3 protein-coding genes are annotated in these 15839 nt (G+C 44.1%); all 3 read right to left on the minus strand.

What is annotated here, in order from left to right; genetic code table 11:
- Positions 1 to 13: 13 nt before the first annotated feature.
- The 3 genes from AC5FX4_RS17370 to AC5FX4_RS17380 are packed head-to-tail and all read right to left on the minus strand — an operon-like array spanning position 14 to position 15796.
- Positions 14 to 1588, minus strand: coding sequence for a PfaD family polyunsaturated fatty acid/polyketide biosynthesis protein (locus AC5FX4_RS17370; protein WP_493607569.1), 1575 nt, complete (start codon positions 1586 to 1588; stop codon positions 14 to 16).
- The gene (locus AC5FX4_RS17375; RefSeq protein WP_493607570.1) at positions 1588 to 8637 is read right to left on the minus strand and encodes a beta-ketoacyl synthase N-terminal-like domain-containing protein; all 7050 of its coding nucleotides are present in this window, start codon (positions 8635 to 8637) and stop codon (positions 1588 to 1590) included. Before AC5FX4_RS17375 ends, AC5FX4_RS17370 begins: the two co-directional genes overlap by 1 nt.
- 10 nt (positions 8638 to 8647) lie before the next feature.
- On the minus strand, positions 8648 to 15796 hold the full coding sequence (locus tag AC5FX4_RS17380) for an SDR family NAD(P)-dependent oxidoreductase (protein ID WP_493607571.1): 7149 nt from the start codon (positions 15794 to 15796) through the stop codon (positions 8648 to 8650).
- Between the last annotated feature and the right edge of the window lie 43 nt (positions 15797 to 15839).

The raw sequence follows: 15839 nt of genomic DNA on the forward strand, positions 1-15839 counted from the left end.
ACAATTGTCATTATTATATAGATTTAACGTTAAAATAAGAAGGAGAAACTTCTAATCCATGTGCTCTGAGAATTGATAAACGCTGAAGATAAGCCCCTGACCACATCAATGTTTTAGCTACAACATCAACATGTCGATTCTCTATCGCTTCTAATTCAGTGCCCGCAACCCAGTCATTAAATGCACCCAGCGCAGAGCCAGCCCAAATTTGATAATCCATTTCTCGACCATCGAGACCTTGGTTTGCCCAATAGGAGGATTGTCCTAAATATGATCGGAAAATGAGTGCCATCTTTTGTTTTGGATCTGCCAATGCTTTTTCTATCTGACTTGCATCACGTTGTTCGAAATAAGATTTAGTCTTATCCCATACGCCCTCTAACGTATCTTGAAAAATGTCTTTCTCTATTTTTTGTTTCACATCCATGGGAATTTCTTCAATGCAAGTATATTCTTTATACAGGCTATACAGTTGCTTTGCTCGCATGGGGAATAACGTCCCCTTTTTGACCACTTGAAGTTGCACCCCCATTTCAAACATATCTGCGGCCGGTGCCATATCCACATCTGAAATCGATACGTTTGCCAGTACCTTACGCACTTTGTCGCTGGAACCACTCTCAACACAACTTTGGTTGACTGACCCAGTAACAATGTAATCAGCCCCCATAGAAAATGCTGCGAACACGGCATCGGGTGTACCAATACTACCTGCTGCACCAACACGAATTGGCGTCACGTATTGATATTGCTCATTTTGTTGGCTAACCAAACGACGAATAACCGGGAACAATGTAGTCAATGCTCTGCGATCCGTATGTCCTCCCGAATCGGCCTCCACCGTGATATCATCCGCAACTGCAACTTCTTTCGCCCAAAGCGCTTGTTGTTGCGTGATCTGGCCCGACTCTACGAGCTTATTTAAAATGTGATCTGGCGCGGGCGATGCAAATTGCACAGCCACTTCTGGGCGAGAGATTTTTGCAATCACCTTATTCTTTGCGCATACGCGTTCACCATCATGGTAAAGGCCAGCAACTCGATACAGTACTATGTTCTCATTCACACTCATAAAGGCCGAAGCCTCTACAACACGAACACCGTACTTAAACAGCAGCTCAACACAGCGCTTTTCAAGCATGCCTTCCATTGGAGAGTGGATGAGGTTCACAGCGTATGATTCATCAGTCAGTGCAGTTGAAATCTTAATGAGATCTTGTTCGATAATACTCGGGTGCAAGCCTCCTGCACCGTATGAGCCAAGCAACCCAGCCTTCGCAGCTTTAATAACCAAATCAGCTGATGCAATGCCATTGGCCATAGCCCCTGTCATATAAGCATATTTTAAATTGTAAGCACGTAGAAACGCCTCACTTCCCAGCAAGGTGCCAGAAGTGGCAGGTAAGTCACATATATGCTTGTATGGTTCGCCTAAGCTAGAACCTGTGCGCGCTAGTGCTGTAATTTGACCTTGATATTCATAAACAGACAATGCTTTATCCAGCGACAGCAGCGTCTCCTTTATATACGATTGAGAGAATAAGCTTTGGTCAATTTCGATATGTGATTTTGCTGTTGATACACTCATTACTGTTTTTCCTTAATCTCAACTACAACGCTGTCTGAGTTATAAATTCTTAAATGGTCATTAAATAGGTTTGCCTGAGCAAATATAAGTATTCTGTCGCTTTGATGTTCAATGCGCTCTATATGCACTTCAACATTCATCATGTCATCTGTGGGCAAGATTTGACCTCGATACATCCAATTCATCGGTATTTCTGTGGCGACACTGAAACTTGGCTGGCTAAACTGCTCCTTGCCAATGCCTTCAGCTACCGCAAATAAGCGTACAGCCTGTACAAACGCCTCAATACCTAAAGAACCAGGCATGACCGGATCATCATGAAAATGATATTGGAAGTACCAATCATCTGGCTGAATGAACTTCTTAACAAATAAATAACCCGCTTTGTGAATACCTTGCTGCGGACAGTAATACACTTCATCCATTACTGATAAACGCCCTTTTGATACCGCAAACACGTCTTGGTTATCTAAAGCTGGTTTCACTTTGGCTTCATCCACTTTATAAGGCGTGATATCTAATGCTTGCTGCTCATACCAAAAGCTTGTGGTATCACCGTTGTCCAAGCCAACTTGCTTCGCCATCATTTGATGCGTAAAGAATCCAAATACAGATTCCCCCTGATAGAAACTCTCTCCATCAACGCGAATATCAAAGCGTAAATTTTGTAAGATGGATTCGGGCATGACGGTGGTCGACAGTAAAGTAATATGATGACGGATCGTTTTACCGCGAAGGTCGATATCTTTTAGATAGGTCGTGGTGCCTTGTAAGTTACGAATATGATAAGTTTTGTCGGGGTAGTTAAGTGTAGGACCCAACAAATAGCCCAAGCACAGCGCAGACTGCAAACTGGTTTCAAGCAACACCGTAAGTGGCATTTTTCCATAGTTATCATCATAGTACCAATCAGCGTTAGGCACGTCATATTCCGCAATCATGGTTGAGCCATCGGTATACTCCTTACATTGCCCATTAAGTTCAACGACACGGTCAATAAACTTAAAGTCCAAATTAGGAACCCTCGGCGCGACTCGACCATCATACAATTCGAAGTCACTGCCCATGGCAATGCCTAAACTGCCAGTGCCACAATGTGCCATATGAAACTCATTGAGTACCGCTGGTGTACCATCACTACATACTCTGCCGCTGAAATAGGCGGGATCATTTGCCCTTGGTGCTATCTGCGCGTTAGGTGACTCCGTGATCCTAAAGGAAAGATTTTCTACCAATACAGCAGGCTTATCACCATCGTAAATCACCGCATGTGCTTTGACGTATGGACGAGGCACAAAGCCAGTTTCAAATATCTCAAGTTCATATCGCAGCGACGGCACCGTGTTATCAATTTGACCCCGTACTTTAATATCCATAAGCTCGCCTGGGACAGGTTGGAACTCGCACAACTCAAAACAATGATGCATACCCAATGAAATTAGGTAAACTCGTAGCATCTGAATAGCCCCTTCAGCCACCAATGAGCCAGCCATAACTTGATCATCTACAAAATGACACTTAAAGAACCAAGCTTCGGGGTCCAGATACTGAGTACCTATCATCTTCACGGTGCCAGAAGCTTGTGGTTGTGCCATATGCGTGATCTCATCGAGCATAATTAGCTTTTCATCTGGTAATCTAATCGACGTATTTCTAGGGTTAACTTTGTAAGTTTCTCCAAATACGTTTTCAATTTTCCCCTGACTCAATTGAATCAAGTCGTCGCGAGTTAGGCTGGTTTTGTTGTGTTGTAAAAGCGGCTTAACAAATTGCGGAACTGGTGTTTTGACGTTACTCAACACCACGCCTAGACTATTATCCAATTCCTGCTGGTTGAAAAATCCAGCACAGCCACCTTCTAACTGCATGATTGGCTTATCGTCTGCATAGCCATCATATCGGAAGAAGAATAACAGTACATCGCCTTGCCAAACGAAGTTTTCAATATAGATGTCGAATCTTAGTGTCTGTCCACCACGAGGTAAGTTATCTAAAAACGTCATTTTGCCATCGAGTAATCGATAACGACGCTCCCCCTTATTGAAAAAATCGACACCTAAGTAGCTGATTAATAATAAGTCACACTGTCCAGCTTCAACTGCAATTCCCGGAGGCACCACACCATCAATAAGATACCAAGCATCCTCTGGAATATCGTATTCCGTGGTCAACATGCACGGCTTGAGTTCGTGAAGCTTGGCTTCCAAGCGAGTGACTCGACTGACAAAAAAGTAAGGGTCATCAGGCAATCGAACCCGCGTAGCATATTGGTCAATTTCGGCATATTCTTCACCAAATGCATCTGCGATTTTGCCTGCGGCGAACGCCTTAAGCTCTTTGTAGCCCAGTATTTCAACTGGTTTTAATTGCTCGTCCTCAGGCTTGTTATCACGAGTAACGTGGTTCAGTGCCTCTGTCGAGCCTACCATTTTCACATTTTCATGTTCTGTATGTGGAATAACTTCAACAACCTCACAAGAGGTGGAAACATTTTCAGGTTGCAAGGAGACCGTTTCCGCAACCGGCTTAGTGATCGTATCCGTGCCCGTCATTCCATCTATTTGTGTATGTACATAATCAAACACCTGTTCGGTTAACTTTGTCTGGGTTTGCAAATAAGCATGATGCAGTGTGGCTTTATGCGCTTGACCTTTACTTATTAAACGCTGCGTATTAAGCAGCGAGGTAACTGGCTCCACTTCTGCTGGCAACTGACTGTTTGATTGAGCACGAACAACCGAGCCTTGCTTGGTCAATTCAGACACTTTTGCGGTTAAATGTGCTTGATCACTTGATTGCGCAACAAGACTGCTTGAAGCGCCTGTGCGAATAGTGATGTGAGCATTGTCAGCAACTTCAATATGCAACACTGGTTTGCTCGACAAATCGTGATTAACGGATTTTCTGTACATAGTTGATGTGTTATTTACAGGGTGAGATACAGATCCCTCTGCATCATACGAAGACATAGTATGCTCATCAATCACTGGCGTAGCCTGAATCAATGAGTCTATATCGGGGGTTTGTGCTTGGATATCTGCCAGCATGTTACGTCCACCAACCTTAATCGGCAAAGACATCACTTTACTCGGTTCATCCGGTATCAAGTGTGATACATCAATGGAGACACCTAACGTAAACAACTGTGCAAACATACGATTCAAGCCATCAATATCGCTCAGATTCCTCGAATCAACGCTCAATACTGTGTGCGGTTTGTCTGCAAGGGTTTCTGCTATCCACCGGCTACATGTACCACCTGGACCAACTTCAATAAATAACCTTGCCCCTTCAGCATATGCACGGTGAATAATATTTGGGAAGTCAACCATTCTGCATAACATATCGGCAATGTTATGTGTCAATGTCTCAGCTGTGAAGTCAATGATTTCACCCTGTTGGCTACCAGAGAATAAGCGTACCGACACATCACCTTGACTTTGATATCCACACATATCTCTAAATAAAGGCTCTGCACTTCGCATTGCTTCATTGTGTAACATGTGCCCGTTTGGCGTCTTAATGACACTCAACGAGTGTGTCTCTATCAGTGATGATAAGGCTGCTGGTTGTCCACCGATAACAACCTCTGATGGACTATTGATGTGGGTGAGAAAGATTGCGTCATTCCCTTCACAAAGTTGCATAATTTTTTGTGCGTCATCCAATACAACGTAATTATTCCACACCGGTTCTGATGAATCTTCAACGCCAAAATAATGTCTTGCAGCCTTGGTCGGCCCGACTAACACATCTTCAAATAAAGGACTGGTTTTAAGCTCATAGAATGTCTCTCCCTCAATTTGCCAAACGTCATTGGCAAATAGCATACAACTTTCACCTAGGGAGTATCCAAACGCAAAATCTGGCGTGACATTAAATTGTGACTTAAACATCTGCGTGTGGAAAATGGCCAGACTTCCGCCACTGCACATCATTGCCGCAACATCATCTTGCAAGGCCAGCTCTAACTGCATGTAATCACGACGGCTCAAGGAACCAGATGCCTTTGGGTACACCTGCTCCATAGCCATTGCAAAGTGGGGGTCCTTCCATTGCTGTTCAAACCCTTTTAATAATTGTGGAAATAATCTAAAGAAACCTCTCCCCATATCAACATAGGCGTTGAACGCACCAGGATATACGAAGGCTACGGGCAGTGCTTCATCCCGTATGATCACCTCAAAGCGGCTTCCTGTAGGCGTTTTCCATTGAGTTCGAGATGCAAACTCGGAGGAATCAAAATGCTGCAATAATCGACCGACTTCTTGTTTAAATTGCTCTACTGATTGTGCCACTATGGCAGCACGCATCGTGCCACTAATAGTGGCATCGTATTCCAATAAGCGATTACGTCTAAGTACAATCAAATCCTTGTCTGAGCTGACGGCGTCAACGGCTTGATTCAAGGTTGTTCTGAGTTGTTCTAGCGACTCACCAGCAAATGGAATTATCATAAATTCGTTCGCCAGAATATGATTGTCGCTTGGCCAACATCCCTCCGTCAGCAACCAATTGTGCAGGGCCCCTTGCTCAGGGCACAAGTGGACCAAGGCGGCCTTTTTCAATTTACGCGTATCGCATACCCACGGATAGCCTTGCTGTGCAACATGCCAGTTTTGAGTCTGCAGAAGCGGTTCAAACAAAGTACTAGCTGCTGTTGATTTAGGTATATATCTGTGATGCAAACATAACGCTGCTTTAATTAATCCAGCCAATGCTGTTGATTGTGCGCCAGTTCCAGTCACCGACTGTACACTTCCCATCGCTACCGATTGAGCACTATTTTGGATTCGTTGCGCCAAATCTGCCGTATTGGCATGACCCTGAGGCACTTCAATAAGGCCAAGGTTCATTGCTTCAGTATTCATTGACTGAGGCTCAATATGAGCGAACACGCGAGCAGCTCTTTCTTGCGCCAATTCAGACGACTCCAAGAATACAGCCCCTGCCCCTTCTCCTGGTTGCACACTCTGTGCATCCGATTGTGCGAGCCAAAGCTCTTCAGGGTTACAGCCCATATCAACCGAGCCGATTAACACGCCATCCACCTCAGACGCCGCCATTAATAGTTTGGCAACTTCCATTGCATAATGAAGCCCATCCCCCGTGCTAGATAGCGTAAAAGCGGGTCCATTAAAATCCCAAGCTGACGAAATGCGGCTCGCCATTAAATTGCCAATATAACTGAGTACCTCATCTGAGCCAATTTTTGGGAATATCGCTTCGGCGCATTGTTCAGTCCATTGTGACAAACGCTCAGCGTCGTATTTAATGCCGTTGATTTGAAGTACATTTTCAATGTATGTCGGCAGTTCCACTTTCGCTCTACGAATGTGCGCAAAAGAGTCCAACTCCATAACAAAAATAACGGCTACATTGCGCAATTTACCTTTTTCTATCTTCGCACTTTTAAGCGCTTCTTCGGCAACCTTTAACATCAAGAGCTGTTGCTGATTGAACTGTGCCAAAGTTTTAGGCTGCACTTTAAATCGCAGTGGCTCAAAATCAAATTCATCCACATAGCTACAGGCTTGCTTATCTAATGAAAACCCTCTTAAGCGCTGTTCAGACAACGGACGCTCCCCAGAGTGTTCATTAAAAATAGCCTGTTCAAAGCGGCTTAAACTATCGAATGGGCCAAAGTGTGCACCCATTCCGGTAATGGCGATTGGCGTATGGTTAGTTTTTAACTCTACAGCATGTGTCTCTCTAGATTCCGTATTGTCTGAAAGCAGCATATGGGCATTAGTCCCACCGAAACCAAATGCAGAAATAGCTGCATAGCGGCTCTTATGCGCACTTTGCCAAGGAGTTAACTGAGTCACAATTTTATGATCCAGCGCCAAATTGATATCTGCGCTGCGCGTCTCAGACAATATGCGAGTCGGCGCGATCATGTCGTGCTGTAAGCTCAAAATCACCTTCATCAAACTAGAGATGCCAGCCGCAGACAGGAGATGACCAGTATTGCCTTTCACTGATCCTATTTTCAATGACTGTTCATTGAAATAAGACGCCAAAGAATTAAGCTCTGTTTGATCCCCTAACGGCGTGCCTGTCGCATGGCATTCAATATACTCTAGTTGAGATTTATCAATGCCCGCTTCTTTGAAGGCGCGCTCATAAGCAAGTATTTGTCCCGCCTTACTAGGTACCAACATATGCTTGCCCGCACCATCATTAGACAGACCTACGCCCTCGATCACCGCCAAAATCTCATCTTCGTGTAACAAAGCGTCTTCTAGGCGCTTTAATACAAAAATACCAGCACCTTGCCCTATCTGAATGCCCTGCGAACGAGATTCAAATGGTTGACTATATCCATCTTGAGGAAAAGCATGAAAATCAGAAAATGCAGAGTGTAATACCCAAGGATCGCTGGCACTCACGCCACCCGCTAACATTTGATCTGCTTGACCACTCAGCAGGTGGTGAATACTAAGCTTGATAGCATAAAGCGCCGAAGAACATGCAGCATCTAGCCCATATGCTGGGCCACCTAAACCAAGCAACTTAGCAATTAGCTGAGGGGGGCTACCGCATACATGACGGTTTTCAGGCGCGATGTTTTCACGCTCTGGGCACTTTAACGCAAGATCAAGTTCACTGCCCATAAACTGTGCAACCTGTTCGTGCCAAAATGGCACGTACAGGGCATTAGACTGCTTGGTTGGGAATGTATAGTTACCTAATACAATTCCAGTTCTGCTCAAATCTATTGCATGTTTGGTCTTTCGCTCTAATACCTCTGTAGCACAGTGCAATGGCCACTTAAATACATCATCAAGGTCAGTGATATTCACATCAGGATGGACATACTTATCACTATTAAAAGCAAAGTTTTCTACAAACCCGCCCGTCGCACAATATACCTTGTCAGATACGGGTATATCACTCATAAATTCTGATTTTGGTAACCCAAAATCAGCGTCGCTCCCCTCTTTACGCGCATCTTGTTGCGCTTGGAGTAACTCCCAAAACTCTTCAGGAGAATGTGCACCCGGAAGGATGCACGAGACAGCGACTATCGCTATTTTTCCACTCATTTTCACACCCCTAGTCTACTTGTGCTGGCTTCGCGCGGAACTTCTCAAGTAGTGCATTATTTTTTATAAAGGTACCTTCAAGGCTAAAGAGAACTTCCCCTGTCTCCGTATGACCCTTTATCGATAACGTTGGTGTAAAGTCTGAGGGTTTCACCAAGACTGCTTTAATGATAATTCGTTCTGCAAATTTAGGACGTCGATACAGCGTGACATTGCTCACCTCTGTCGGTAGGTTCACCACATCATCTAAGTGGTAAATCACATAAGCAGCCGCTTGAATTGCACCATCCAAATATAATGGACACAACTTACTGGTTGCGTGTTGTTCTAATACCATGTCGCTGATCAAGTCCGACTCGCAACTAAACTCAAGCGCCTGATCCGCAGTCTGTTCAAATGTCTTCAATAATTGGAAGCGAGATTCATGGAATAAAATCTTGTCATCGTAGATCGGCTGCATCGTGCGATTAATTTCAGCACCGGAGGCACGTTCAATCATTGGCATCAAATCACCATCAATGAGTTTTACGCCATTACACACATAGTGTATTTGGTCATTTGCGGTGTTTTTCACAACGACATCAACAACAAGATTGTCTTCTCGCCATTGTGCAGACTTATTCACCACAAACTCTAACTCTGGTTTGAACTTATCATCTGCCACAATGCCTTTTTTCACTTGATGCTGCTCACATGCAACAGCACTCAATCCTGGGAATAACCCTTCAATGATATTGAACACCATTCCTAAGGAAAATGTTGTCGGTAGTACAATATGACCATCGATACTGTGATCTGCCAGAAGGCGATTACTCGCAATTGATTGTAAGTTACGTTTTACAGACCAAGAGCCATGTTTAAACATGGACGCGATGTTATCTGAACCCGCCAGTCCCCGGTTTGGACCAAAGAAAAACACAGGCGAAGTCGGCATCATAAACACATTGCTAAACACCTCAGCTCCTTGCGACTCTTCAATCAATGCAACTCCTCGTTGTTCAAACATTTTCTTTAAGTTCGCATCGACCATACCTGAATCCCATGCGCCCCAAATAATGGATGTCGCACTCGCATCAGTGTTGTGTGCTTTTAGCTGCGTATTGAGTAATACTGCAAACCGGTTGAGAATTTCATTTGCCATCGCGTAATCAGACTGACCTGGGTTGCCATACAATCCAGCGACAGATGAAAACAACACAACACGCTCAAGCATCGACAAGTCAAGCACGGATAGTAAATTAACTAAGCCAAAAATTTTCGGAGCAAAGACATGCTGTACGTCTGTAATGGTTTTATCTTTCAACAACTTGTCAGCCAATGCACCTGCACCATGTACAAGCGCTATTCCAGTTGGCTCTTTAAGCCAATCTTGTTCGCTCGCCCAATTAGTTACAGACTCTAAGTTATTAACATCAACAGTGTGATAATCCGCTTTTGACCCCACTTCTCTGATTGCTTCTAATGTCTCGCGGATCTCTCGTGAATTCGTCACCTCACGCACCAGCGTTCGAATTGCTTTGGGTGTGACCTTATCTTTGCCTGATTGCAAAAATATCATTGCCCCTTCATTTAGCGCGGCATCGTTTAACCCTTCTGCCCAACTAGGATCCGAAGCTAACAGTGCAGAGCGTCCCAATAGGTGATAATGGCTCTGATTCGCCTTGGCAAGAGTCTTTATACAAGTAGCTGTCACCCCCCTAGCTCCGCCAGTAACAATGACATGCTCAGCGTTATTAGTATGTGCGGTTTCACCATACACAGCTTCGCTAAATGTTACCGTATGGCGGCCCTCGGCGTTGTATGCTATCTCTTTGTATTTATTTGAATAGTCATGAAGCTCCGCGACCACATATTCTGCCGCACATGCAGAGTCTAACGCGCTATCAACATCAACAGCCTTACAAAAAACTAAACTATTTTCATGTGCCAAGGTTTTGACTAAACCATTCACACCTGCACTATATAGCCCTTGTTCTGGTTGTGATAAGCCCAACTGGCCATCTTCGTAACTCACGCAAACAAATGCAACGCGCTCTGTTGCGCTATGTACATCTCTTGTCACTACATCTTTTGCAAACAATAAATGCTGCGACAACCAGTTAAACTGTTCATCAGCACCAGCCGGACTAAGCATTGAATGAGTACTGGGAAGTGTTTGTAGTACATATGCGTTAAAGCTATCAAAATGTGCCACTATTTCTTTCGGTGATTGTGACCATTGCAGGTCAATCACATCTGCATCAACGTCTAAATCAGCAACATTTGGGTAGCGCAGCAAAGTCACGGCAAGCTTGCGTGCTTGTAAAGCCTCGAAAAGTTTTACTGTTCTTTGGCTACCTTCTGAGACCAATAATACTTTACTACCTTGTGAAAATACTTGGCTTTCATCAACCGGTGGAATAGCTGAAAGCTGAACGTCATATTCACATACTTTTGCTTGATTGTTCACCTCCAGTACGTGGTTGTAGTTTTCAGCTTGATTGTTACGCACATCTGTATCAGTCACCGATGAAGGTGTGCCTACTTGGCTAACAACGTAATCTACAATGTCTCTTAAACTGACCAAAGCCGACAATTCATCCGCAGGAAGCGCCATATCTTGGCCCAAAGATTGTTGCATCGCGCCAAATATTTCTACCCGCTTGATCGAGTCAATCCCGAGATCAGCTTCCAGATCCATATCTAGATTGAGCACATCGGCAGGGTAACCTGTTTTATCACCTACAATTTTTAGTAGAGTTTGTTCAAATCCAGCAACGTCAAAAGCCGCGATCTCTTCTTGTTGGCTCTCTGCTGTTGCAGCATTACTTTGACCACTCAGTGCATTTTCAATATAAGCTTGCAAATCCCCAATGGTATCTAAGTTAGTAAGGTCATTGCTATCCAATGCTGGTAAGTTATCAAATGCGCTTTGAACTGCACCGAGGATTTCTACTCGCTTAATTGAGTCAATGCCTAAATCAGACTCAAAAGCCATCGTTGGGCTGATCACATCTTTGGGATACCCTGTTTTCTCACTGACAATACTTAGAATTTCAGCTGATACCGCCTTTAGATCAATGCTCGTTGAAACGTCCTTTACATGCGCCCCGACACTCTGTGCGTTACTATTGCTAGTCAGGTTTTCAAAGTAAGACTTGATTTCTTGGAGTGTTTCTAATGCAGTTAAATCTTCCGCATTCAAATCAGGTAAATCACTATACTGTTCTTGAATTGCACCTAAAATCTCAACACGCTTAATTGAGTCAATTCCTAATTCAGATTCCATGTGCATATCTAAAGACAACACATCTAATGGATAACCCGTTTTTTCACTGACCACTTTAAGCAATATAGACTCAATATCAACCTGAGGTACATCAGCCGTAGTTGGTGTCGCTGTGGCCTCATTTGATGATACAGAGCTAGGTGACTGCAAGGCAGCCATAATGACCTTTTGTAAGTCACCAATAGTATTGATTTGTGCGGATGCATGGTCTTGCAAATTAGTTAGTTCAGGTAATGCCTCTTGAACAGCCCCCAAAATCTCTACACGTTTAATCGAGTCAATGCCAAGGTCTGATTCCAAACTCATCTGCGCATCCAATACACCTATCGGATAGCCAGTTTTATCTGCAATGATGGTCATTACTTGCATTTCAACCACTTCAGCACTGACTTTTGGTGTTGCTTTTGATGACATAGGCTGCGGTTTTACATCTTCAACGTTGCTTTTCGATGTAGTCACGACTGGCTCAACATGTTGCTTTGTAATCGGTTTATCTTCTGATTGTTGTTCAGATACAAGCTTATTGTTGATTGGCTGACTTACTGGTAGCTGTTGAGGTGCAACATTAGAGGGAATATCAGAGCTCAATACATCTTTGGCTGGTCGTTCTTCGTGTAGGGCTGCATCTAAAAACACGCGATGTGCAAACGCAGTCTCGTCTTGACCTTTTTCAATTAAATCAAATGCTTTTTGAGTTAATTGAATCATCGCGCCTGCCACCGCAGGTTGTTCAGTAGTGGACGTGATCACACGATCAACCAACTCCGTGGTACTACGTGCATTGTCATCAATATATTTAAGATAGGTCTTGTGCAATTCTGTATTGTCGCTCATGGCTCTTCCTAGTATTTCCAATCCTGTATGTTCCGCGTTGTGCACCGACATAACGTGCTCTGGTGTTACTTGAGGTATATTTGGCTCCACTAATAACTCTTCAGCTTGTGCCTGTGTGGTGTCGACTGAGTTACCCGCGTCTGACTCAACGGATATATTGAACGCATCATGCGAGCGTTGCACAGCTGAAGTCTCTGTTATGGAAGCATTATTGTGTTGCTGCTGAATCGCCGAATTTGCAATGTCTTCTAAGCCCGTTTTGTATTGGCTCAAGCGATTAGGATCTTGATAATTCACGCCACTAAAGGGCACTGTAAACCCACCCTTCGACTCAGCAGGTTGAAACACTCTAATTGGTAAATCTGGCGAGTTGACTTTCACACCTGCTACCGCCAATTGGACTAAGCTAGACAGGAGTGCACTATCACTAGGCTTACCTTTTCCACCATCGGTTTTGATATAAGTAACATCGTCATATTGTGACAAAATGCGTTTTGCCATGGAGCTCAATGTGCCTTTAGGTCCACACTCTACAAATACACGTACACCATCTTGATACATGTTTTCAATGACCGACAGAAACTGAACTGGTCTACCTAATTGCCCTTTTAGACTAAGTTTTATATCGCTTGCATCCGTGTGGGCAGTGCCAGCTTCGTTTAAATATACTGGGCAGTTGGCCTGCGCAAAGTCAGCCTCTTCAATGTAAGATGAAAATTTGTCAATTGCATGTGCTACGTATGGCGTATGAAAGGCATCCGATACATCTAGTTTAGTAAGCTGTTGTCCACGCTGCTCACACTGTGATGCTAATTTAGCTAATGGCTCAGGGTGACCACCAATGACCGTTTGCTGCTGCGTATTAATATTACATATGTACACATCTGACAATTGTGCTTCACTGATAAGCGTCGCCACATCAGCCTGCGACATACCAACCGCGTACATCTCCCCTGATTGCGTACCTTCTGGCTTTTCAGACATAGACAAACCACGCTTCACAGACAAAGATACAAATGTCTCGTCGTCATACACATTAGCTGACCATAGTGCTGTTAACTCCCCATAGCTATGCCCAGCTACACAATCAGGTGTAAAACCACAAGATTTTAGAAATGCAAATGCGCCAGCTGATACGCACCCAATCGCAGGTTGTGCATGTTGTGTCTGTTGTAATTTAGCCCAATCAGCTTGCTTAGCTTGCTCTGTGAACTTGGTGAAAGGGTACATCAAATCCGTCAGTACAGTATTGGCGTGAGACCATAAAGTTTCGTTTGCAATTTCAAGCAGTGAGCGTGCTTGAGGCACATTCATTGTTTGATGCAAGCCCATATCAATATACTGACTACCCTGCCCAGGAAACAATGCAGCCACTTTTGTATTGTCAGTCACGGCTGAATTTGGCGCAAAGTATATCCCTTGAGGCAACTGCCATGCGGTATCCGCTTTAGCGCCCTGTAACTGATTGATCAACAGTTCTAATTTCTCTTGAAATTCAGACATGCTTTGGCACACAAAGCCTACTCTCGGCGCTTGTGATTCTGCCGACATAAACGGTATATCAGTCACGGAATCAATGTCTTTAAGCTGCTTAGCCAATTCAATTAACTGCTCATGTGAAGCTGCGCTTATGACACACGCATGAGGCATATTATTTAAACGTTTCGCTGGCTGCGATGTCTCGTACTGCTCAATGACAGCATGGAAATTCGTCCCACCAAAGCCAAAGGAGCTAACACCAGCTCTCAACTTATCTTGCTGTGGATGCTTGAACCATGGTCTTGTTGTACAGTTTAAATAGAAATTCGATTGCTCAATATCTAGATTGTCATGGGGTGCCGTGATGTTGTTGGTTGGAGGCAGCACTTTATGATGTAAGGCCAGTGCAACTTTAATCAGCGATGCAGCCCCTGCTGCAGCTTTAGTGTGGCCAATTTGCGACTTCACACTACCCAGTGCAATATGCTGCCCATCTCCTTCTGTAAATACTTCTTTTAACGCACTGAACTCGGTAGCGTCTCCCACGGGAGTACCTGTACCATGCGCTTCAATTAAACTCACGTCGTTCGGTTCACATTGTGCATCTTCATAAGCACGTCTTAAACATAACGCCTGACCGCTGGCACGTGGTGCATAAATACTCTTAAAACGGCCATCACTTGCACTACCCAAGCCAGAAATAACCGCATAAATACGATCACCATCTCTTTGTGCATCTGACAAGCGTTTTAGCGCAATCATACCCATGCCTTCGCCGATCAAAGTGCCATCACTGTGTTTATCAAAAGGACGAATCTTATTTTCTTTCGAAAAAGCGGGCGTTTTTGAGAAGCACATAAAGGTTAAAATTGAGTTCTCTGAATCACATCCCCCGGTGAGCATGAGGTCTGCACGTCCCATCTGTAACTCATCCATCGCCATTCTCAATGCACCAAGAGAGCTGGCACATGCAGCATCCACGGTGCAATTTGTGGCACCTAGATTAAAGCGGTTAGCAATACGACCCGCAACAACATTACCTAATAAGCCAGGGAATGAGTTTTCTTCCCAAGGCGCATGCGCAGTGTTGGCTGTCTTAATGAGCTGCTCGGCTTCTTCTTCTGACAACCCTTTGCTGGTCAAAACTTCTCGCCAAATTGGATAATCGAGTCGCTGCGCTAAAGAATGTTGTAATGAGGTCGCACCCGTAATCCCTAAAATGACACCTGTCCTTGAATGATCAACATCGTCCGCTAAATATCCGGCGTCATGGAATGCTGCTTTTGCGACATTCAAACTCAGCAGCTGTAAGACATCCGTCACTTCTAGGATATTAGGTGGGATACCAAATTCAACGGGGTTGAAATCAGTTTCAGGAATGAATCCCCCCCTTTTACAATATGTCCTATCTTCAGCCATAGGATCATCGTCAAAATAATCTTCAATGTTCCAATGGGTATCAGGAATATCCGTGATACAATCTTTACCGATCAATATATTATCCCAATATTCTTTGAGATTAGTTGCACCGGGGTAAAGGCTAGACAAACCAATAATTGCAATCGGTTCTTTACTCATTACACTTTCCTTATCAGAGTTAATTTACAGCCAAAACAACAAA

The organism is Pseudoalteromonas sp. ATL1 (assembly GCF_058933015.1).